Origin of the sequence: Denitrificimonas halotolerans (assembly GCF_034259425.1) — a bacterium.
GTDB lineage: Bacteria > Pseudomonadota > Gammaproteobacteria > Pseudomonadales > Pseudomonadaceae > Denitrificimonas > Denitrificimonas halotolerans.
In genome coordinates, this window is the sequence record NZ_JAXIVU010000008.1 from 73,047 (window position 1) to 96,633 (window position 23,587).

Below are 23,587 nucleotides of genomic sequence, written 5' to 3' on the forward strand. Positions count from 1 at the left end.
GATGTGGTGATCCACTGTGAATCACCTGGCCTGCAAAGGTTCATCACTGCCGCAGGCCAAAAATGAACGGGCTTGATGTAGCAAGGGGCTTTGCAAGCAAAGCCCACAAGCAACGGGTATCCGCATTATGACTTGGCGCCTTCGCTATAGCCGTAGTAGTCGTAATAACCACCGTAGCTGTAGCCACGTTTTTTCGCTTTGTTGATGTCCACTTGGTTGAGCACCACCCCGGTTACAGGGGCATTGCTTTGCAGCAATTGGCCCACGCCTTTTTCGGCCAATGGAATGGCCGTGTCGTCAGATTTAATCACGTAAATCAAGGCATTGGCTAAGGTGCCCAACATCAGTGCATCACTCACCGCTTGGGTCGGTGGTGAGTCGATGATGATGCGGTCGTACTTGTCTTTCAGCTGTTCAATCAGCGCCTCAAAACGCGGTGAGGATAAAAGCTCCAGCGGGTTTGGCGGTACGGCACCGGCGCTGATCATATCAATCCCGTATTGATTTTGAATGCACTCAGACAGCTCTGCCGTGCCGGCAATCAAGTTGGCTAAGCCTGGGGTGCCCACGGCAAAGTCAAAGTTTTTGGCTAAGGTTGGGCGGCGCATGTCCGCATCAATCAGCACCACAGATTCCATTTGCCCTAAGGCGATGGCTAAGTTCGCTGCCACTGTGGATTTACCTTCACCCGGTACCGATGAGGTGACCACTGTGACTTTGTGCGGTTTGTCCATGCCCGACAGCACTAAACTGGTGCGCACCGTACGTATAGATTCTGAAAAGGATTTGTCTTTATCGCTTTCAAACAAATGCGCCACTTGCTTGCGGTCTTTCTTTTTCACCAGCGGCAAAATACCCAGCACCGGCAAGTTCAGTTTGTTTTCTACGTCGTCAGTGCTCTTAAAGGTGTTGTTTAACATCTCTAACAGCAGGCTTAAGCCCACACCCACCAATGCCGCTAAGAAGGTGGCTAACAATACAATCAGCGGCTTCTTCGGTTTAATCGGTGTAGTCGGTACTGTGGCGGTATCCACCACACGGGCGTTGACGGTTTCTAAGTCACTGGTGGCCGCGGTTTCTTTCAAGCGGGTTAAGAAGGTGTCGTACAGCGCGCGGTTGGTGTCCACTTCACGTTGGTATTCACGCAGTTGGTATTCTTTGCGGGAAATGTCTTGAATCTGTGCGCGGTTTTCGTTCACCGAGCTGCGTAGCGATTGCTCGTTCGCCACCGCTAAACGGTAGTTACGCTCAATGGCGGCCACCACTTGTTCCACTTGGCCTCGTAAGCTGGCTTCGGCGGCGGCCAATTCAGTGCGCGCTGCTTCCATGGCTGGGTGACGGGCACCGTAGCGCTTGGACAACTCTTCTACTTTGGATTTGGCTTGCGCTTCATTGGCTTTAAATTGTTGGATTAAAGGATCACCCAACACCGCCGACACCGTAGCCAAGCGACGCCAGCCGCCGCTTTTCATGGATTGTACTTGGCGATACAGGCTTTCTGCTTCTGCACGGGCGCTGCGCGCATCCACCATGCGGTTACTGGTGGCCGACAGTTCAGCTGCCGTAATGGTGGACACCCCATCAATGTCTACGAGGTTTTCTTGTTCACGGAAGTTTTGCAGTTGGGTTTCTGCTTCTTTAAGTTTGGTGCGCAGCTCGCTTAAACGGCTGTTCATCCAAGCGCTGGCATCCGCCGACATGGCCATGCTGGCTTCTAATTGGCTTTCAATAAAACCTTGGGCTAAACGGTTGGCTGCATTGGCCGCCATGCGTGGATCGGCCATATCCACCTGCACATTGACCAACTGGCTTTTGCCTTGCGGCTCAATGCTGATGCGTCTCATAAATTGACGCACCACCGAGGCAAAGATCTGTTCTTCGCTTGGGCCGGTTTCTGCTTCAAGGTCCTCAGGGAACTCGCCAGGAATCAATTGCTTTGGATTCAGTTGGCTGATCCAACCTTTAATATCAATCAGCGGCGCTTCTTGTTGGCGTGGGTCAAACTCAGGGTGTGTGGTTAAACCCAATTCATTCACCACTCGCTCCGCCAGCGAGCGGGATTTGAGCAACTCAAACTGGGTTTGTAAGTACTCACTGCCGCTGCCTTCTAAGCCGTACACCTGCTCAATGGACACCACATTGGCTTTTTTCTGCTCAATGAGGAGGGTGGCTGAAGCGCGATAAATGGGCGTTAAGCTCAGCACAATCAACACCGTGACCATGGCCACCACTAACGTGAGGCTGATAATGGCCCACTTACGGCGCCAAATGGCACTCCAGAGTTTTAGCAGATCAATTTCATCATCGTCCTGCTGCGCCGCAAGTGGGAGTGGACGGTTAGGGGTGGATAAAGCGTTAGTTTCCATACGGGAGGACACTCAAAACAATGGTGTTAGGCGCCGGCATCAAGCCAGCGTCATAAATAGGCAGGTACGGGTTTGGCTTAAAAGAAGCCTTGATCAATATTAATGGTATCACCAGGCATCACCGGCGCATCTAAACTGACACGCTGTGGTTTGCGCTCGGCGTCTTGATCACGCACCACGGTAATGCGGTTGGTCGAGGCCCGCTCGGTTAAACCTCCGGCCAAGGCAATGGCGCGGCGTAAGTTTAAACCCGGTTGATACTTATAACCACCCGGTGCATTGACCTCACCACTGATATAAAACTCGCGGTACTCTAAAACGCTGATGGAGACGCGCGGATCAACTAAATAATCGCCTTTCAGCTCTGCGGTTAAAGTGCGCTCTAATTCTGCTGCGGTTTTGCCGCGGGCACGCACTTCACCAATAAAGGGGTAAGAGAAAGTGCCAGCATCGGTGAGGCGCACTTCATCTAAACTTAAATCGGGTTCACCAAAAACAGTGACCTTAATAATGTCACCAGAGGACAATTTATAGGTGGAGTTGCCTTCCTGCACATTTATTTGCGCGCTCGTGGCTACACTAACCAAGCTGATCAATAAGCCCATGAGCAGTGCGGTAAAATTGCGGATTACCATAAGGTTGTTCTCTTTTTAAACATAACAAAGCGTGTGTAAAGCAAAGATGACTCCTAACTTTACACACGCAATAGAACGCCAGTATGAATTACAGGCTTGCGCTAATCGTTAAACCATACACGTTGCGCTTGTAGTCACGACTGGCCACGTTGGAGTCGTTTTCACGGCGGGTGTAACCCACGCCCACATCCAACCAACGGCGCAGTTCGTAAGTCAGAGCTAAACCGTACTGATCAATTTCATCTTCACGCTTGGTGCTCTGGTAGTCACGATCGATACGGCGGTAGCTGGCATTGGAGTACAGACGGTCGGTCCAGTAATGTTTCCAGCCCAATGAGGTATCAACCGTTTTGATGCTGCTGGTCACGTGATCGGTATCTAATCCTAAATCAGGATCAAAGGCACTGTAGGTGTTACCTTCGTCGTAACCACGACGGGTTTTTAAGCTGAAGGTTGAGTAAGTGCGTGGTGACCAATCAACCCCTGCTTCCCACATGCTCGTGCTGGAGCTGGAGCCGCGATCTGGATCTTTTTTCTCACGACCAATTTTTACGCTACCTGTGGTTTTAGCAGTTGCTTCCCAAGTTACACCGGCGAGCAATGCTTTGTTTTTGCTGTCGCGGTTGCTGTCTTTCTTGTAGTCGTAATCGGTGTAACGACCTTCCAATAACAGCTTGGTTTTTGGTGCGATGGCATAGTAACCAGTGATACGGCCCGCTGTAGCGTCGCGGTCGCTGCCCTTGTTACGCTTGTCGTCGTAACGCAGTTCGCTGTAGTCCGCGCCCAATTCAACCTGGGTACGAGCAGTACGTGCACCAAAGGTATACACACCGCCGATGTTTTTGGTGTCCCACTTGTCGTTTTTGTACTTGCCAGAAGCATTGATGATGTTATCACTGCTGGTACTCTCCAGTGTGTGATAGCCCGCATTCAAGACTAAACGGTTGCGTGAGTTGAACTCGTAGCCGGTTTTACCTGTGAAGTGGTGATCAATGTAGCTGTTGTCTTTAGCTGAGTGGAAGTTGTAGCTTTTTAAGCGGTACTTCAGCTCATGGGCACTTTTTGCGCGATCAAGATTCAGCGCAAAGCTTGGCTCAATGATGGTGTAATCGGTGCTTTTGCGCTTTTTGTCTGTCGCATGCAGGTTGTCATCGTGACCGTGTTCAAAACCCAAAGTAGGGGTGAACATTAAGCCATCGCTTACGCGAATGCTTTGTGGGTCAATGGCAAATGCAGATGTGCTAACACCTGCGGCGGCTGCTACAACAACCGCCAATTGAGTTAATTTCATACGCATTCTTTTTATCGTCCTATGCAAACCAAGTAAGTTTACTGATCAATCAATTGAATAAAACTAAGGTTAACTTAGGATCAGTTCGGGCTCGCCACGCTTGGGCTACCACCACCGCTGCCACCAACGCTTGGCATACTTGAAGTCGGTGCGCTTGCGCCAGTGCTGATCACAGTGCCTTGTTGGCCTGCAGTCACTGCATTACGGATGGCTTGTTCTTGGCCCGGTGCCGCTTCAATCGCTGCTGCGACGATGGCATCGGTCATGCTTGGGTTAGCGTTGATCGCTGCCGCAACGATGGTTGCAGCCATGGCGGGTTGGTCAGCAATCAAATCTTTAAGGGCTTGTACCAGAACACTACCTTCGGCACTGGCAATGGCTTCGGCGTGTACGCCTGCATCAACACCGTAGGCGGCTAAGCTGTCTGCTGTTGCTTGGTCAGCCATCGCTTGGCCAGCAAATAATGCTGCTGCAACGGATAAGGTCATAAATGTCTTGCGCATAATTTCTCTCTCTTGTTTTCTATCTTAGGTCGCCCCTTAACGCATTAAGTGGGCTTGATGGGTTGACTGTTTAAGCACATTTAACTGTCAATAACCGACGGGGTGCCTAAAATGTCCCTGAATACTAGCACAACTGATTTGGCTTTTAAGGTAGCACCGATTAATTCCATTTATTTTTACTTAAATTAAATCTAACTTAACTAAATCTAACTTAATCCTAGCTTAGGCCATACGACATTCAGCCATGAGTTCCCATGGCAATGATCCATTGGCAAGGATGCTTTTTGTGCGTTATGGCGCTTTTAAGGCCGCCATCACGGGTTGTACTTCGGTGTTACTTGCGTGTTCAATGCCAGCTGTGTGAAAAATCAACTGGCTTTTATACTACTAAAGCCCAAGCTTAACCATAACTTAATCTATATTTTTTGCGCTAGATCACGGTTTTCGCAGCGTTTTGTGTAAATAAGGTCAACAATCGCGCCTTGTGCAACGTAGCCATCGACGTATTGGCATAAGATTTCGCGCACTTCCGTGCAGTCATCTTCCATTGCTGCTTTACGTAAGCGTTGCAGCAGTTGGCAGTATTCAGGCCAAGGAATGAAAGCTTCGTTAGCGCGCATGATCATGGGGTGTTCGGTGGCGGTAACGTTGTCGCCGATCAGCAGTTCTTCATAGAGTTTTTCTCCTGGGCGCAAGCCTGTGAACTCGATGCTGATGTCGCCATGAGGGTTGTCTGCACTGCGCACGGTGAGCCCACTGAGGTGGATCATTTTTTCTGCCAATTCCACAATGCGTACCGGTTCGCCCATGTCCAACACAAACACATCGCCACCTTGGCCCATGGAGCCGGCTTGAATCACCAACTGTGCCGCTTCTGGGATGGTCATAAAGTAACGGGTGATTTCTGGATCCGTCACTGTTACCGGGCCGCCACGGGCAATTTGCTCACGGAACAAGGGAATCACTGAACCCGATGAGCCCAGCACATTACCAAAACGCACCATGGTGAAGCGGGTGCGGTTGTGCACTTTTTGCCGCTCGCCTTTACGCAATAAACGCGGCTGCGACTCGGCGCTGAGGGCTTGCAGCAGCATTTCCGCTAAACGTTTGGTGGCACCCATGACATTGGTGGGGCGCACGGCTTTGTCGGTGGATACCAAAACAAAGTTTTCCACTTGCGCCACCATGGCCGCTTGCGCGGCGTTTAACGTGCCAAACACATTATTGAACACGCCGCCGGCAATATTATTTTCTACAATGGGCACATGTTTATAGGCGGCTGCATGGTAAAGGGTTTGCACCTGCCAGGTTTTCATCACTTCCAGCAGCGGCTTGTATTTACGCACGGAACCCAGCACCGAAACCAGATTCACATCCAAGCCCTGCTCTTTAATGGTCTGCGCCAGCTCGGTGCTGATTTGGTAGGCGTTGTATTCTGAGTGTTCAAACAGCAGCAAGGTTTTCACCCCACTGCGGATGATTTGCCGGCACAGCTCCGAACCAATGGAGCCGCCCGCCCCTGTCACCATCACCACCTTGCCTGCAATGCAACGCTTAAACAGGGCGCTATCGGGCACCACTGCATCACGGCCCAGCAGATCAATGATGTCCACTTCGTGCAGGTCTTGCACTGTAACTTTACCGCCCGCCAATTCGGCCATACCAGGGATGCTGAGCACGAACACCGGATAAGGCTCTAAAAAATCCAAAATCTCACGGCGACGACTGCGCGACACCGACGGCAAAGCCAACAACACTTGGCTGGCTTGGCTCTCACGCAGCAGCTGTTGAATATCCCGCGGCTGATACACCTTAAGCCCAGCAATAACGCGTTTTTCTAAACTAGGATCATCATCAATAAAAGCCACCGGACGCATCGCATTGCCCAAACGTAACGAAGTGAGCAATTGCTGCCCTGCACTGCCGGCCCCATAAATGGCCACACGGGCGCGGCGGTTGTCTTTATTGAGCAAGCTGGCCAAGGAAAAAGAGCCGCCAATAAAGTAATGGCGCAAGAGCAGGCGCAAACCGCCCAGCAGCACCAAGCTGATCCACCAGTAATTGAGCAACAAAGCCAGTGCTAGGGTTGTGCTGTCATCCAAGCGCCAGTACATCAGCCCGCCCAACACCAAGGCTGATAAGGTGGTGGCACGGGCAATGGTGATCAAAGCATCTAAACCGGAATGGCGCATGACATAGCGGTACATGCCGGCGTAATTGAAAATGGGCAGGCTGATTAACGGCGCGACCAGTAACAACCAGCCCTGCTCGCGGATGCCTTGGTAAGCGCCGCTGACCCCCAGTTGCACCACCCAAGCTAAAGCTAAGGCTAAGACCACTAACACAGTGTCGGTGCTCATTTCCGCTAAACGCTTGTATTTATGTTCCCAACTGATTAACCATTTCCGCATTTCAACTCCCTTCAAGCGAGATGGCACTTGAACCTGTACTGTGATTTCAATATAAAGCAGCCTCTGTAGGCGTACGTGTGACTGTGCTTGCTGCGAGCCATACGCTGCTAATCTGTTGTGGAGCCGGATATGACCAACCCCCTGATTCAACCTTTAAATGACAAGCTGGAAAGCGTCTTAGTCGATGCCCGCGTGCAGCAAACCGCACTCCCCCAATTACCGCTGCAGTTGTGGTTGATCAACCCCGACACCATGCATCGCCCCATGAGCCAGGAAGAAGTGCAAAACATTTTTGCCGCGCCGCCATATTGGAGTTTTTGTTGGGCCAGCGGCTTGGCTTTGGCCCAGTGGCTGTTGGCCCATCCGGAGCAAGTGGCCGGTAAACGGGTGATTGATGTTGGTGCCGGCAGCGGCATTGTTGCCTTAGCGGCGAAACGGGCCGGCGCCGCGCATGTGGTGGCCTGTGATTTAGACCCCGTGGCTTTACACGCCTGTCGCGCCAATGCCGCTTTAAACGGCTTGGAATTGGCATACAGTGCGGATCTGTTCAGCGAGCGCGAACCGTATGATCTGCTGTTTGCCGCGGACGTGCTGTACGACCCTGACAATGTGCCCCTTGTGGAGCGTTTTCCTGATTTTGCTAAGCAGCTGATCATTACCGACTCCCGCCAACGTGATTTTCAACATCCCCTGCTGCGCAAAAGCGAAAGCTTGTATGGGGAAACCTTGCCTGATTTGGGTGAGCCCTTAGAGTTTCGCCAAGTCAGTTTGTACCGTTCTCTTTAATTGCTCTGTGCTGCGCCCTGCGACTGGCTCTGTACTTGGCCAGCCGGTGCTAATCCAAACCCACGCGTTTTCTGAGTTTGGACACCAATAAAATCAATGGAATGTAGGCCATGATCACCCCGATCAGGCCATCGACGTAGCCCAGCCCCACCAGCAGCGCCATGGGCAGCAGCCAGAACACATCGATTTGCAAAACAATCATGGTGACCGGGCGGTGCTCTTTGTACTGCCGAGCGGCATATTGATAGCCGTGGCTATTGTGGGCTTCGCTGATTTTCTGCCCAGTCAATAAACGACGTAATAAGGTGTAAGTGGCATCCACCACAAAGACCGCCAATAAAATGATCCAACTCCACAGCAGCTCGGCCTTAAACCACGCCGCCTGCAAGGATAAGAGCGCCAGCACCACGCCTAAAAAACCGCTGCCGGCATCGCCCATAAAAATCCGCGCTGGGGGAAAGTTCCAATATAAAAACCCCGCCACAGCTGCGGCTAAAACAAAGGGCAATAAAGCCATTTTGGGCTCACCGAGCAGCAGATATAACAAGCCACCGGCGATGCAGGTGCAGATGGCTTCGACACTGGCTAAACCATCAATGCCGTCCATAAAGTTGTACAAGTCCAGCATCCACACAATGTAGAACGCCGCCAACACGGGCCCTAACAGACCTAAATCAAAGTCCGTGCCGGCCAATTGCAACGGTGGCAAGCCGCCCAACCAGAACAAGGCCCAAGCTGCGGCCATAAAATGGCCCAATAAGCGCCAACGCGCGGCAATGTGGCCCCGATCATCAATAAAGCCCAACACGGCTACGCCTGCACCGGCGCCAACCAAGGCAATGATGAACGACCAAGGCTGCCACCCGAGCACCCCCAACAACAGGGCTACACTTAAAAAACTGAACACAATGGCCACACCGCCACCACGGGGGGTGGGCACACTGTGGGAACTGCGTTCATTGGGAATGTCCATCATCTGGCTGGCCAACGCATAACGGCGCAGCAGCCAAGTCAGTCCCCAAGTCACAATCCCAACGCTGATAACAAGCAATACACTGAACATGCTTCTTCTCCCTCTATGGATGCACTATGGCGCTGCGCGGAACGCTCTAATGCGAGTACAGCGCACAGTCCGACACCTTGTTCGGGTGCGTCCCGCTGCGTACCTGTGTCATGGCGGCGCATCAAATGGGCCCAAACATGATGGCTTCTAATTTGCGCGCCAACATGCCGTATTCATAACCCTCTAAGGCCGCTTTGCGTCCGTTTTCGCCCATTGTATGCCGCTGTTCTGGAGTCAATGCCTGTAACTGATAAATGCCTTGCACAATGGCCGCAGGATCTTCCGCCGGTACCGTGATCCCCGCCTCGGCATCGTCCACTGGTTTAAAAGGTGAGTCGATGGCATACAAAATGGGTTTGCCGCTCATAAAGTATTCCGGCAATTTATGCAGGGAACTGCCATAGCGGTATAACGCACTTTTCACAAAACCCACGTAGCACACATCAAACACACTGAGCATGGCCGGGATCTGTTTTTTGGGAATTGAGCCAATTAAGGTGATGTTGTCCAGCTCATTGATTTGCACAAACTCATGCACCGCCTGCTCTAAACGGCCACTGCCAACCAGCACATAGTGAATGTTGGGATCGGCTTGGGTCAGCTTCGCCGTGTCCAGCAGGGTTTGAATGGCATTGGCCTGACCTAAGGTGCCGGTATAACCAACAATGAATTTATCCACCGGCAGCCGCTGCACAATGCTGTCGGGCAAGGCTTCTTGCTCGTTGAATTCTTCAGGGTAAAAACCGTTGGGGATCCAAGCGAATTTTTCCTGATCGGCGCCGTGCTTTTCTAAGTGATGAATGGCAAAAGGCCAGTTGGACACAATGTAATCCGACTTTCTACAGGCCAAGTTTTCCACCCATTGGTGCAGCAGAATCAGCGGGTGATATTTGGATTTGCCGGCCAGCTCAATCAAGGTCAGTGGCCACAGGTCGCGAATGTCCCAAATCAGGCGCACTTTATATTTACGCGCTAAACGCAAGGCGCTGACATAGGGAATGAGTGAGGGTGAACCAAACAGGATCACATCGGGTTTTCCGCCAAAATATACGGCAAATTGAGCATTTTCCGCGCAAATTTAAACCAGTTAAAGATGCGTTTTTTGTCATTGGCGCCATTGTAGTGGGGCATTTTCAGCCAGACGAAATGAAAGCCTTCGTTGATTTCTTCAATCAGAAAATCTTTGGTTAAGGTCGGGGGCTCACGCAGTAAATGAGAAAAACCAGCGGCAACTAAGTAGACTTTATAGCCCCGTTTCGCCAACTCTTTACCCAAATAGTAGTTCCTCCCGCCCATCCCCGTTTCCGGTGTGGACGCATACTGGTTAATCAACCAGATGATTTTTCTATCGGTCATCGATAATCCCTCAAAATTATAATTTTTATGTGGTGTTACCGACCCAAAAATCCGTGTTGGGCGGTCTGGGGATAACGGCTCCCTTACAGCCTCACCGACCCGCGCCCTAATGCGAGTTGGCAATCGGTGGTTGCGCACTACATACAGCCTGCTTTACCGCATGATTGCTGATAAAACGAAGCTGTACTGCGCAGCCAAATGGCACCGAGCTCAGTTCCGAGCGCGGTGGCTTACCTGTGAAAAATCCTCTTGATGAATTGTGCGATGGTGGCGTCTTGCACCTTGACGTACGCCGCGCTGCGCAGTGCGTTGTAGCCCTGATTGTTTTCAGTTAAGGCCCGCATTTTGTTGTAAAAATCTTCAGGATCATTGAAGTTGGCAAACACAATGTCGCTGTCGGCACTAAAGCACTTCGGCAAACTGCCCACGGGGGTGCTGATCACCGCCAAACCATTGGCCATGGCTTCTAACACCACCCGCGGTGAGCCTTCTGACAAGGATGCAAACAAGAACACATCGGCGCTACGCAGGGCTTGGTTGATCTGTGCGCGGTCTTCAATTTTGCCCAAAAAGTGCACATTGTTGATCTGTGCGTCAGCCACGAGGTTTTTCAATTCATGCTCAAACTCACCGGAGCCAATGATGGTGAAGCTACTCTGTGGGTAATCTTGATTGTAGCGGGCAAAGGCACGCAGCACGGTTTCCACCCCTTTGGCGGTTCTTAAGTAACCCAAGTAAATGAATTTGGCCGTTTCTGGGTGAATATTTTTTTCCGCATAGTAAAAATCACCTGCGGTTAAAGTGGAGGAAATCAGCGCTGTCGCTGTAATCCCCTTGCGCGCCAAGCGCTCAGCCAAATGGTGGCCATTGGTGTACACCTGCGCCCCTTTACAGGCCCACAGATACAGCTGATTTTCGATGGCAAAGGCGCTGACTAAAAGGCGTTTTTTCAGGGGGCTGAAGTTGGGGTTATTCAGCGCTACGTCCACAGGATCCCCCACATAATGAATGATGCGCTGAGCCTTGCCGGCAAAGCATTTTTGCAGCCAGCCAAAGGGGGTTGGGTAACGTGAATAATAGGTGGTCACCCCTTTAATCTGGCGGTAAGCCTGAACAAATGCCGGAAAATACCGCACCGAGCTCAAATAACTGCCCGAGCCCATGGGGAGTTCATGCACCTGAATATTGCCCAGCCCAGTGATGGGCAAGTCTTCCGTACTGGCATCGGCAGCTAAATGCCGACAACCAGCAATGAGCACCACCTCATCGTAGTACTGCACAATTTCTTGCAAATACAACCAGTGACTGAAGGGTAAGTAATACGCGTTGCCCTTTTTTTCGACACGCCATGCGTGGATCAGTAGTTTTGTCGGCATGCTCACATCCTCACCACATAGCGTAAAAAGGTCACACTGAACATCACGGTTAATAACACCAAGGTGATGATCAGGTGGTAGCGCTCCCACAACAGGGCGATGTCGGGTTTTTGTCCATCAAAATACGCCAATCGGGTAGCCGAGGGTTTCTAGCCCTCAGCCCCCACAACACCCTGCATGCGGCTCCGCACAGGGCGTTTCACTAAGAGTGGTGAAGCTTAATCCAACCATCGCGCAATGCGTACAGACCCTGAGATTTTAAGTAAGCATTTGATAATGCCTGATTAATTCCCGGAGTTTTAGAGCTACGCCATGGGCCTTTGCTGGTGATACCGCATGCAACTGCAGCTTGCACATGAACGCCCAACCGCATTAAGTTTCTTACTTTAGTGCGCGGCTTGCGCCACTGTCGCCAATAGGCCATTCGAACCCTGCGCCGGATCCAATGATCCAGTTCAACGCAGTGCTGATAGCCACTGGCGATACCAAAGTAGTTTATCCAGCCGCGTAGATATTGGCTGACCTTAAACAGCTGGTATTTCATTGACACGCCCCAGTTACGATTCGTGAGTTTGCGAACATTCTGCTTAAACTTCTGCAGCGTTTTCGGATGCCAGTGAATGCGGTTTGCCTTGAACGTAAAGCCCAAGAACTGGCTTTCATTGGTTTTAACCACTCGACTTTTGTCAGTGTTGACCACTAACTTTAAACGGTTTTGCAAGTACTGACTGATACTGCGCAGCACGCGTTCTCCAGCTCGCTGACTCTTCACTACAATCGTGAAATCGTCCGCGTAGCGGGCAAACTTATGGCCGCGATTTTCAAGTTCTTTATCAAGAGAATCGAGCATGATATTCGCCAGTAACGGCGACAATGGCCCGCCTTGCGGTACACCGACTCGACTCTCACCTTTGAACTGGTTATCGATAAACCCAGCTCTCAGATAACGTTTAATCAATTTAAGAAGACGCTTATCTTTCACCTTGTCGCCAAGGCGTGTCATCAGTAAATCGTGATTAACTCGGTCAAAGAATTTCGACAGATCAACATCCACCGCGAAGCGGCGTCCTTCCTTGATGATGCTCTGTACCTGCTTAACCGCTTGCTGCCCATTACGACCTGGACGGAATCCAAAACTGTGTTCAGAAAAATCAGGGTCGAAAATAGGTGTTAATACTTGGGCAATGGCTTGTTGGATTACACGATCAGTAACGGTTGGAATACCCAGCTGACGAGTACCGCCATCTGGTTTAGCTATTTCAACACGCCTTACCGGTGAGGGTTGATAACAGCCTGTTACCAGTTGTTGTTTCAATGCTTTCCAGTTGCCGGATCTTACCCAAGCGGGGAATTCATCGATGGTCATGCCATCGATGCCAGCGGCCCCTTTATTGGCTCGAACGCGTTTCCATGCCGCAGAGAGATTATCTTCCTGCAGCACGTGCTCGAATAGATCGTTGCTAAAGGCTGGCTTCATATCGCTACGCTGAGTCACGTCATCGCCGGACGGCGTTCGTGTGTTCAAGTGTGACAAGGCTCCTCCTTTGTTCTTAATGTTCAGGCCTTCACCGTGTCCCAGCCATTACGCTGGGCATTTGGCTACTATGCCGTCTGCTGACTTCTGCTTAATCACTCACAGAGTTGCCTCTGTTCGCGCTATCGGTTTGCATCTAATTCGCTCTCCAAGGTCGATACATTCCTTAGAGCCAAGGCACTTATTAACCAGAGCCTCACTGGTGGATTACCGATCGCTTGTTAAGCAGATCTCCCCAGATAAGAGCATGTACTGTCACTGCACTGCTGCATCATTTACGGTGGCCGTTAGATCACATGGCTTCGTTGTCTTGTGCCAACTCGCCTTCAGCCTACGCCTCATATGATATTTTTGTTCATCAGCTCGCAGCTTTGCGTCCGGCTTCCTCCAGACAACTCCTCGCGGAGTTGCCCTTGCCATTCGCTAGTAGTTAACATCTAATAACGATCATAAATCGCTAAGGATGGTGACCTTCCTACAGAGGACTTTCACCTCATTAGTTCATGCCCATGCTGGGCGTACGCAAGAGGTAGGCGGCGTAAATGGCCGGTAAAGATTGCCGTGAGTCTAAAATCGACTTACCACCGGCCTGCCCCAGTTTGTAGAGGATTAAAAAGCCAATGATGAACAGGCCAATTTTGTGCGCACGGTAATGCTTTAACAGGTACAGCAAGCTGACAGTGACCATGGGCAAAATGGCGTAATAGCCCAACAATGGCAGGTAGTGGTAAGCCACTGTGTTCATGCCTGGGTCCAGTTCCATGTAGGTGGGTGTCGGTAAAAACAAACTGAACACGGCCAAAATAGGGCCCAGTAACAGGGCTATCACCCCCAACTTACCCAGGTCATTGCTGCCCTGATAGGCTTCGGCCTGCCCACGCTGCTCCATGCGGCTGTTGAAATATTCTTCACCGGTCAAGCTGAGCAAGCCGGAGCTGTAGAGGTATTCCCAAATCAAGTAAAAACACAACACCACCAAGCCCACCCACAATACGCTGGTGAAGCTGCTGCTTTGGTTTTTACGCACCAATACAGTGCACAGAAAAATCGCCACTAAGTAAGGCAGCAAAATGGCAGCACGGAAAAATAACAGCGCCCCCATGGAGAAAGCCACTAAGAGGATGTTTTTGGTATTGATGCCCTTGGCGAAAAAGTTGACTGTGCCGTAGATCAAGCTGGCAACAAAGAAAATCAAAATGGTGTCTTTTAATTGCAATGCGCTGTACACCACAAAGGCCGGCGAAAAGGCCAATAAGATGCTGGCTAACTTGGTCAGTGCGTCTTTGTCAGTGAGGTAACGGATGGTGGCGAAGTAAAAAGGAATGGTCAGGGTAGAAAACAGCACATTTAAAAAACGCGGGACTAAATGTGAATCCCCAAAGGCCAGCTTGGCTAAGGCGCTGAAATTCGGGTAACCGGAGTAAAACCCTGTACTAAAGCTGATGTCGCGATAAAAACCAAAACCTCGGGTGTTCCACACGCCAACGATTTTCGTGGCCGCTTCGTTGTACACGTAGTCATCTTTGTAACTTAAAAACGGAATGCCAACGGTATCCAACATTAAGTACTCAAAGATCAGCACAGCAAAGACTTTAAACACCAGTGAGCTGAGCATGAGCAAAAGGACAAAATGCAGCGGTTCCAATTGAATGGAAAAGCGGTACAAAGACAGCAAGATGATGAACAATACGGCCAAAATCAAACTGTATAAGGCCACAGGGTAAATGCTTTGGTTAATGGCTAGGCCAAACAGCAAGGCCATTAAGGCAAAGCACAGTAAATACCTGTTGTGTAAGGTCAAAATCGAGCTAGTCATAGCTGCCTCCCTTAACCGAGCGCAGCTGCCGCACACCGCTGTCTAAAAAGCCGCTGATGATTTCATAAGGGGCATTGACCCGACCGATGATCTTTTTATTGTTTTTATCCCAATACATGTTGAATTTGCCCGAACCATTGGTGCCGAAGCCATAGCTGATTTCTACAATCAGCGGCGCGTCACCGTCGAGCACAAAATCAAATGCCACACTGAGCATATTCAGGCGTTTAGCGGTATCTTGCGCGATTTGAATGATTTTTGGATCAATTTCACCAAAATCAAACATGCCGCCACCCGAGGCGCGGAAGTCCCCTTTGCGCACCATGCGCTTCACCCCATAGGCTTTGCTGTTGACCACTATGATGCGGTAATCGCAGCTGTTATTAGGGATGAAATCTTGAAAGTAGACGTAATTTTTTTCTTTCGGAAAACCTTTGCGCCCGTGGTACACCATCTTGAAAAAACCCGGGGCTTTTTTCAGCCGCTGCATGATGCCGGAAAAGCTACCCGCCACCTTCAGCTTGGTTTTCACATCGGCTAAATAACCCGGGCTGGGATCCACCCCTTCGCTGAACATGCGCTTAATGTAACGCCGCGCCTCAGACTGGCTTTTAATCAGCCGCACATTATAGGAGCCGGCCCCACGCCGCAGCTTGGCCACCTTCGGATAGGTGGTGGTTTTGGCCCACTCCAACGCAGCATCTTCACTATAGAACACATGGCTGGGCACCAAGGGTGCATCAATGGATTCCAATAAGTATTTTTGCGACACCTTATCGTCAAAGTGCCACGAGGCGTTGATGTCGGGAAACACCTTAATCCCGCTGACCTGCGCAGAAAATAAGATATTGCGCGCCATAAAGATGTCGGTGGCACTGTTGTGGGTGAAGTGCCACATTAAGTGCGTGACCTCATGGGCCTTTAAGGTGCTGATAATATCGCTGGCATAACAGTCCACTAGTACATAGGGGATCCCCTGTTCTTCAAGGTACTGCACCCAGTTTTTATTCCAGCCATTGCCATTATGTATTGCTACATTCATATTCGTATCCTTGTCTTATTATTCTTCTGGCTGTGTAGCTCACCGTCACACCGAGTAACACTCGCGTGCAGGCAATGGTTAGCGCAGCTCCAATGTGGCCGTAGGTATAAATCAGCGGGAACGCCGCAATAAACCCCACCAACGAACAACCGATGGTGATATTTTTCAGCTGTTTTTCATGGCCCTTGATGATCATGTAATGGGTGCCGTAGGCATTGCTCAGGGCTAAAAACACAATGGACACGGCTAAAATTTGCAGCACCGGAACCGCCCCAGCAAACTCCGGAGTAAAGAACACCGGCACCAACACAGGCGCCGTTAACAACAAGCCCAAGGCACACACCCCAGCGCTGACTAAATTGATTTTTAAATACAGGCTGTGTTTCTCTGATTTACGGGACAGGAAAGGAAAAAACACCCGCGACAACACCGTCATCAATTGCTGCGCAATGTTGGCAAATTTACTGCCCGCATCCAGCAAACCATTGGCCACGCTGCCGCCCATAAAGCCCAATAACATCACAGAAAAGTTGGTGTACAAATTGGGCATTAAATTATTGATAAACACATCGGTACTGCTGTGGATGGTGCGATAAATGGCCGACCAGCGCGGTGCCTTCAGCCGCACTTGCCACTGCACCAGCACCACATACATGGCCCCCATGCCGGTGAACATATAGCCCAAAGACAAGAACAACGGCTGCAGCATGTAATCGGATTTTTCTTTAATGAAAATAAAAATCAACGCGGTGAACAGCGCTTTCGATAGCAGATCAAACAGGGTGATGTATTTCATCCGCTCCATGGCTTGGAAAAACCACGCTGGAAACAAAATATGCCCAGGAACCAACAAGAAAGTGATCAACAGCAGGTTTTTCTGTGCTTGAAAATACGGCACGACAGCAATGGCGCCCAGCAGCAACAGCAAGGACAACAGCATCAATAACAGGCGCGCCCACAGCACATTGGAAAAGATTTCTGCGACTTTTTCTGGGTTGTCTCGATGCCGCGCCACATCACGGGTGGCGGTAAAGTTAAAGCCCCAATCGGCCAAGGTGCGAAACCCCATCACCACCGCTGCGGCAAAGGCGATTTTGCCGAAGCCGTCTACGCCAATGACCCGCGCCAAGTAAGGAATGGTCAGCAACGGAAAAATGTAACTGGCCACCTGCAGCAACAGCAAATATCCAAAGTTACTGGCCAAAGCGCGACCGTCTCGCGTGCCTTGCACCCGAGCCCATAGGGCTTTGATGGGGTTGTTCATAACAACCTCTGAGTGCGACTGTGCACATGCAGGTAAGCATTCATAGACGACTCATCCTAAGTTGTGAAAACGGGCCAGTGTCAGTTCCGGCGGTTATAAATGTTTACAGGCGTAGATCTGACTCCTCAGCAGTCAGCAAGTATTTCAAGTCATACAGAATGTGTTTCTTTTTTCCTAAAGCGTGAATCTGCACGGCGCCCATCTGCCTAAATTGCTCATGGCTGACGGCAATCACCACCGCATCATAGGTGTCGGGCTGCAATGTGCTGACCAGTTCTAAGCCATATTCCTGCTGCGCTGCCGCGGCACTCACCCAAGGGTCATAGACATCCACTTGAATGCCGTACTCTTGCAGCTCATGCACGATGTCGATGACGCGGGTGTTACGCAGATCAGGGCAGTTCTCTTTAAAGGTTAAGCCCATGATGAGAATGCGCCCGCCATACACATGAATGCGGCGTTTCAGTAGCGCTTTAACCAGCTGCCCCACCACGTATTCGCCCATGCCATCGTTAAGGCGGCGGCCCGAGAGGATGATTTCCGGCTGATAGCCGATGCTTTGTGCTTTATGGGTGAGGTAATAGGGATCCACACCAATGCAGTGACCACCCACTAAACCGGGGCGGAAAGGTAAGAAGTTCCACTTGGTGCCCGCTGCTTCGAGCACCGCTTGGGTATCAATGCCCAACTTGTTGAAAATGATGGCCAGCTCATTGATCAAAGCAATGTTCACATCCCGTTGGGTGTTTTCGATCACTTTGGCTGCTTCCGCTACTTTAATGCTGCTGGCTTTGTGCGTGCCAACGGTGATGATTTCGTTATAGAGCGCATCAACCAAGTCGGCCACTTCAGGGGTGGAGCCGGCGGTGACTTTTTTAATGTTGGTGACTCGGTGCTCTTTATCCCCTGGGTTGATCCGCTCAGGGCTGTAACCGGCATAAAAATCTTGGTTAAACACCAAGCCTGATACCCGCTCTAACACAGGCACACACTCATCTTCCGTAGCACCGGGGTACACCGTGGACTCATAAATCACAATATTACCCGGCGCTAACACCTTGCCTATGGTTTCTGAGGCTTGAATCAGTGGGGTCAAATCCGGCTGTTTATGCTGATTGATGGGGGTGGGCACCGTCACAATAAAGACATTGCAATCGTGCAAATCGGTGGGGTTATGGCTGTAGCTGAGGCCCTGTGCTTGGGCTAATTCAGCATCGCTGACTTCAAGGGTGCTATCGCTGCCGGCACGTAATGCATCAATGCGCGGCTGATTGATATCAAAACCGAGCACGGAACGCTTTTTACCGAACTCAACTGCCAGCGGCAGGCCCACATAACCTAAGCCAATAATGGCTAATTTAATTGTAGAAGGTGCAAGCATGGTGATGTCCCTGTTGTTTTTTATAATAATTAGTGAAACAACACCTTATAAACAAACAACCATCTTGGACTTCTGCTTATTTATAAAGAATCATCGTGGCCTGTGGTGCCCCTGAACTCTCCAGATATGCATACAGCATTTGACAGACATTTTTAATATACGCTGCAAACAAAACATATACGAGAATTTATTGAACTTATCGCTCAATTATTTATCATTTATTCTTGTTAGCTTGCTAACGAAACATTAAATAGCCGAATAATTCTAATATGGGAGATGATTGTAAAATGAGAACTGGTGAACAGTATCCGTCTAAGCCATTGAATCAACAGCAGTTAAATATAATAAATAACCACCAATACAGATCGCAATCACAACAATAAGCATTCAACGAAAAAATAACGGAAACATCTTGTATGAATATTAATTAATCTTTTAAATTCAAACGATCAATTTAATTAAACGATTACTTTTTTAAATACATCCAGCCAAGTGTTCATACGCGCTTGCCAGCTGTAATGTGCAATGGGCGTAGCAATGGTAGCGGTGAAGTCGAGGTCCATTAAGCGCTGGGCTGTCGCCGCTGCATCTAAGAAATTCACACAGACGCCACGGCCATACTTTTGCACCTCATCGCAGTACCCTAAGACCTGCTCTTGAGTAATCACAAACCCGCCGTGTTTGATGTAATCATAGAGTTTCAGCGGGCTCCCAGGGCTGACCCGGCGGTTATTCACCGGCAGTAAACACGCACTGGCAATGCTGATCAGCTCATCGGAGCCTTGATCATCTAAGGGGGAAATATTAATTAACAGTCGTTGCGGATCGATCTCCGGCCCGACCCGACCACCAGCACAAATGATTTTTAAATCACTGTTGTTCTGATTCAATTGCCCTTGCAAAGCAACCAAGTACTCCACCCCGTGCCATTGACTGGCTGAACCGGTAAAAATTAAATAACGGTAGTTGTCAGACAAGCCATGGGACTTTTTATATTTAGCTAAAATATCTTTCTTATCAAGCGCTTGCATTTTTGTTTGAGCAAAGCCGTTATAACAATAAAAGTCCAATGGACCACAACCATATGTTGCGTCATACCAATCTTTTAACAGTGGATGATTAAATATCCGAGCATCGGCTAATCGATCAATCATTAATGTATACAGTGCAATCAATTTTAATACACTTTTAAATATTTCACTTTTATTTAATAGATTAATCTCTTCTATACGATCAGCATGAATCTCTCTAAATGTTTTGCATTTAAGTAACTTACATAAACACACTGAAAGCAAACCTATATTGCCACGACTGATAAATATATCGGGGCGCTGACGCAAGATATATGCAAAGCATTTCAGTTCAGTCACTAATAAGCCAAATAGCCGCGGCTTACAGTTGACGGAAAAAAACTTCAATTCATCAACCAAGGCGGTCAAAGCCTGCAGTTTTTGCCGAGTTGCACGGTTCTTGCCCGTATAGCCAGACAGATCAAAGTTACCTGCATAGAGTATTTTCATAAGGTCTCACAATGGTCTGATGCAGCGCTAATGATCAATACGCATTCAGCCTGTGCAGCAAAAAACGCAACGAGTCGCCCCAGAGGTGAAGGCAGATTTTGCCACGGGCGGCACCCTTGCTGTAGCGCACAGTAAGCGGTGCAACCCGTTCATTTTTGACGCTCAGGTCAGCATTAGGTTCAGCACGCGACTGCGTTTTCTATGCTTTATTCATCTTGAGCAGGTAGCTGTGATGCTGCACATAGTTGATTTTTTGCTCAGTGCTCAGCCCCTGCAAATCTTGTGCGTCACAGCCTGCTCGCGCCAACAACAGGTGGATATTTTTTGACCAATCGGACCACGCCCCCTCGTAGCGCGCCCCTTTAACCTGACGCTGCAACCTTTGCCAGATTTGAATCAGCGGCTTAGACCACAGGTTCACCGCCAAGCCGTAATAGGGAAAGATCCCCGTTGGATGCGGGATGAACTGGCTCTTAGCGAAGTATGCTTTTACCGCCTTGTGGAAAAAACGGCGATTGTTCTTCCACTTCACGGGGATGCAGGCAGCATGCTGCACCGCGGCTTTACACGTATACAGCTCATAACTGGGAAACAAACGGCGATTGACTGCAATATTGGTGTTGGATTTCAGCATGCTGTACGGCCACAGCACAAACCATTCATGACAGGATTTGGGCCGAATCGCTTGCACTTTTTGCATGTGCTGACGCCGGCGGTGATCAATGGCGGCTAAATGTTCGGAGGCATAACCATTTGCGACCAACGGCTGCGTACGGGTTTCACCTTGCTGCTCAATGTCTGGCAGAAACTTCAGTCGCTGCCAAGCGTTAAACGTGCGAGCATGCGCAGCTTTGAGCAATGCATCAGCGCCATAACCACCAAAGACGGCCTGCTGTTGATCCAAACCTGACTCTTCTGCCAATCCTAAACTGTGGGCATGGGTGTATTGCAGCCCGCTGCCCACGAGGCGACTGGCCGCCGGCAAGATATCCACATAATGGGTGGGTGAACGCACCAAAGCATGAAACACACAACCATAGGCACGCGCCACACGCTGGGCAATATTAAATTCTCGGTTTTTTGAATCAAGAAACACATAACCGTGCCGTTTGAGGCGCGTCGGCAACATGCCGGCAATGGAGCGGGAGTCTTCCCCTGCGCTGATAAACAGTCCCACGCTGTCCAGCTGCGCGGTGATGCGCTCAATGTGATCCAGCACACCCACACGAAAAGCAGCGGCGGCCTCCGTCATGTTGCGGTAGGGATTGTATTCCTTCGGCTCCCAGTAGGTTTCCCAACTTTCCAAATTGTGCTGACGGTTAAAAGTCCAACAGTACTGAGTCGCCGGCTCCAACTGAAAAATCTGAGTGAACATCGTGTGTGGGTAAGTGACAACGCCGTGCAGAATATAGTCATCCACCGAAACGGGATCAATGGCGTGTTCTTGTTCACTGACTTGCGCTACAGCATCCACATGGGTGCCAAGCACCCAATCAGCCTCTTGATGGTACTGATACACCGGAATGAACAACATGTGATCTGTTATGCAATACAGCTGCTGCTTCAGTTTATCGATGATCAGCAAGACAAAAGGCCCACTTAAATCTTCAGCCCAATCTGCCTGCCCCGATAGATAACGCTCTAAAATGGCACGGCTCGCCGCACTCGATGGCTTATGCTCAGCCAGAAAATGATTATCACGCCAGCACAGCACTGGTCCGCCAATCACAGCGCACAGATGCTCTGCAGTTTCATAAGGCACAAACCCCTGATAAGGGCTTTGACTCACCGCCAACGCTCCCCAATCACCTTGATATTCAGTGACGGCAATGCGCTCAGGCACAGGCATCAAGGCTTGCAGAGGCTGTGCCAGCTGACTACGGCGCTGAGGATTGCTAGCAAATAAAAAATCACTCATGGGTCTGCTCCCGATCAAAAACCTGTGCCACTGTTAAGGTTTTGCCCACTAAATACAGATTTAATAAAGCGCCAACTACACTGAATAAAGCCACCGCAATTAAAGCATCCGCAAAGTAAAAGAACCCCATATACAAAGCCACAACGCGCAGCACAAGGCTGACCCATTCGTAGTTTAAAAACCAAGCCTGCAACCTAAACACAGGGATTGCCGACACCGAAGGACGATTGGCCAAAGCAAAGAAGGACCACACTGCCAACCATTGCGCATACTGCCCCGCGGTCTGCCAGGCGGCACCAAAAACCCAAGCAAATAAGTCGGGGCCAAACAGAATGATGATTAAAAACGGCCACACACCGATCACAGCTAAACCTAAGGTGGCCTTGAGCAGCAGTGGCAAAGTTTGCCGTTGCCCCACCACCGCTTCATTAAAGTGCGGGTAAAATACACTTTGTACCGAGGCGCCGAGCAAGGTGGCCGGCAAGCCCAGCACTGAGCGCGTCAACACGTAATAACCCACCACAGCAGGGCCAAAAAAAGCCCCCAACATTAAAATAGGCAGGCTTTTTGAGGCGGTATTTAACACCACTTGCGGCGCACGATAGAGGGGAAAATCTTTATAGGCCACTGCCACCTGCCGCAGCGACACCGGCACTGGCGGAGGGTCTGATTGACGGGCCTTGGTCCGCTCCAATTTCCGCCCTAAATGACTGGTGAGCAAGGCTCGTAGCGCAATGGCAGCGCTATGAATCCCAATCAAAAGCGCCGCAATGGGGGCAAACAGACCAGCCAACGCTTGGCTGCCATAATTCACAATGGCATGTGCTACAGCAATATTGGCAATGCCTTTAAAGTGCTTTTTACGGATCAGCCATTGCTGGGAAACCTCTTGGCAAGCACTGAACAGCATCACCAATGGAATTAAAAACTTAAAGTCGATTAAAGCAGCCACCCCCAGTTGGGTGATGATCCAATCGCCGGCCAATAGCAACAGCAATGCCACTGCCGCACTGACCACCAACGCAATGCACAAGGACAGCTTCACCAGAGCCTTGGCTTCGTTATCCTGCGGTGGCAAAACAATGGCAATGGGATAACACAGCGCGGCCAAAATGGTCAGCACTGCCGTTAAAGCAACAAAGGCGCCCAACACACCATAGACTTCGGGCCCATAAGTACGGGTGATAAAAGGCACAAACAGCATGCCAATGGCCTGTGCGCCGGCGGTGCCACTGGCAACCACCAACACACTTTTGACCAAGCGGTTATGCATGATCTTGCTGAGTTTCTGTTTGATCATCTGCATGGCCGTTCGCTACGTTTGA

General features: G+C 50.1%; 18 protein-coding genes. 1 reads left to right on the forward strand and 17 read right to left on the reverse strand.

Features of this window, described 5'->3' with window-relative positions:
- Nucleotides 1–125: 125 nt before the first annotated feature.
- The 5 genes from TOI97_RS07555 to TOI97_RS07575 all read right to left on the reverse strand — a co-directional run bounded on the left by TOI97_RS07555 (nt 126) and on the right by TOI97_RS07575 (nt 7,206).
- Nucleotides 126–2,366, reverse strand: coding sequence for a GumC family protein (locus TOI97_RS07555; RefSeq protein WP_321553513.1), 2,241 nt, complete (start codon nt 2,364–2,366; stop codon nt 126–128).
- Nucleotides 2,367–2,443: 77 nt separating this feature from the next.
- Entirely contained in the window at nt 2,444–3,001 is a 558-nt protein-coding gene (locus tag TOI97_RS07560) for a polysaccharide biosynthesis/export family protein (protein ID WP_321553514.1), read from the reverse strand.
- 88 nt (nt 3,002–3,089) lie between these two features.
- Complete coding sequence (locus TOI97_RS07565; protein ID WP_321553515.1) at nt 3,090–4,298, reverse strand: outer membrane beta-barrel protein; 1,209 nt, start codon at nt 4,296–4,298, stop codon at nt 3,090–3,092.
- A 74-nt stretch (nt 4,299–4,372) separates the two neighbouring features.
- Nucleotides 4,373–4,795: a hypothetical protein gene (locus TOI97_RS07570; protein WP_321553516.1), complete on the reverse strand. Its 423-nt coding sequence runs from the start codon at nt 4,793–4,795 to the stop codon at nt 4,373–4,375.
- A gap of 416 nt (nt 4,796–5,211) precedes the next feature.
- The gene (locus TOI97_RS07575) at nt 5,212–7,206 is read right to left on the reverse strand and encodes a polysaccharide biosynthesis protein (protein ID WP_321553517.1); all 1,995 of its coding nucleotides are present in this window, start codon (nt 7,204–7,206) and stop codon (nt 5,212–5,214) included.
- Between the two features lie 129 nt (nt 7,207–7,335).
- On the opposite strand from TOI97_RS07575, the gene TOI97_RS07580 reads away from it, so the two are divergent.
- Nucleotides 7,336–7,992 carry a class I SAM-dependent methyltransferase gene (locus TOI97_RS07580; RefSeq protein ID WP_321553518.1) on the forward strand — a complete coding sequence of 219 codons (657 nt, stop codon included), beginning with the start codon at nt 7,336–7,338 and terminating at the stop codon, nt 7,990–7,992.
- 49 nt (nt 7,993–8,041) lie between these two features.
- Here TOI97_RS07580 and TOI97_RS07585 read toward each other — a convergent pair whose 3' ends face one another.
- From TOI97_RS07585 to TOI97_RS07640, 12 genes are all read right to left on the reverse strand, one after another.
- Complete coding sequence (locus tag TOI97_RS07585; RefSeq protein WP_321553519.1) at nt 8,042–9,055, reverse strand: MraY family glycosyltransferase; 1,014 nt, start codon at nt 9,053–9,055, stop codon at nt 8,042–8,044.
- Nucleotides 9,056–9,176: 121 nt separating this feature from the next.
- Complete coding sequence (locus TOI97_RS07590) at nt 9,177–10,082, reverse strand: glycosyltransferase family 4 protein (RefSeq protein WP_321553520.1); 906 nt, start codon at nt 10,080–10,082, stop codon at nt 9,177–9,179.
- On the reverse strand, nt 10,079–10,411 hold the full coding sequence (locus tag TOI97_RS07595; RefSeq protein WP_321553521.1) for a glycosyltransferase family protein: 333 nt from the start codon (nt 10,409–10,411) through the stop codon (nt 10,079–10,081). Before TOI97_RS07595 ends, TOI97_RS07590 begins: the two co-directional genes overlap by 4 nt.
- Nucleotides 10,412–10,641: 230 nt before the next feature.
- Nucleotides 10,642–11,787: a glycosyltransferase family 4 protein gene (locus tag TOI97_RS07600; RefSeq protein ID WP_321553522.1), complete on the reverse strand. Its 1,146-nt coding sequence runs from the start codon at nt 11,785–11,787 to the stop codon at nt 10,642–10,644.
- Between the two features lie 202 nt (nt 11,788–11,989).
- Nucleotides 11,990–13,312, reverse strand: a complete 1,323-nt coding sequence (gene ltrA / locus TOI97_RS07605) for a group II intron reverse transcriptase/maturase (RefSeq protein ID WP_321553523.1) — start codon at nt 13,310–13,312, stop codon at nt 11,990–11,992.
- A gap of 505 nt (nt 13,313–13,817) precedes the next feature.
- A complete protein-coding gene (locus TOI97_RS07610) occupies nt 13,818–15,137 on the reverse strand; it encodes a glycosyltransferase family 39 protein (protein ID WP_321553524.1) in 1,320 nt (439 codons plus the stop codon).
- Nucleotides 15,130–16,179 (reverse strand): ATP-grasp domain-containing protein, encoded by a 1,050-nt coding sequence (locus TOI97_RS07615; protein ID WP_321553525.1) that lies wholly within the window; start codon nt 16,177–16,179, stop codon nt 15,130–15,132. The genes TOI97_RS07610 and TOI97_RS07615 overlap by 8 nt, the downstream gene beginning before the upstream one ends.
- A complete protein-coding gene (locus tag TOI97_RS07620; RefSeq protein ID WP_321553526.1) occupies nt 16,160–17,443 on the reverse strand; it encodes a flippase in 1,284 nt (427 codons plus the stop codon). Before TOI97_RS07620 ends, TOI97_RS07615 begins: the two co-directional genes overlap by 20 nt.
- Before the next feature lie 103 nt (nt 17,444–17,546).
- A complete protein-coding gene (tviB, locus tag TOI97_RS07625) occupies nt 17,547–18,824 on the reverse strand; it encodes a Vi polysaccharide biosynthesis UDP-N-acetylglucosamine C-6 dehydrogenase TviB (protein ID WP_321553527.1) in 1,278 nt (425 codons plus the stop codon).
- A 458-nt stretch (nt 18,825–19,282) separates the two neighbouring features.
- Complete coding sequence (locus TOI97_RS07630) at nt 19,283–20,344, reverse strand: glycosyltransferase family protein (RefSeq protein WP_321553528.1); 1,062 nt, start codon at nt 20,342–20,344, stop codon at nt 19,283–19,285.
- 199 nt (nt 20,345–20,543) lie between these two features.
- Nucleotides 20,544–22,262 (reverse strand): asparagine synthase-related protein, encoded by a 1,719-nt coding sequence (locus TOI97_RS07635; protein WP_321553529.1) that lies wholly within the window; start codon nt 22,260–22,262, stop codon nt 20,544–20,546.
- A complete protein-coding gene (locus TOI97_RS07640; RefSeq protein ID WP_321553530.1) occupies nt 22,255–23,568 on the reverse strand; it encodes a lipopolysaccharide biosynthesis protein in 1,314 nt (437 codons plus the stop codon). Before TOI97_RS07640 ends, TOI97_RS07635 begins: the two co-directional genes overlap by 8 nt.
- Nucleotides 23,569–23,587: the final 19 nt, after the last annotated feature.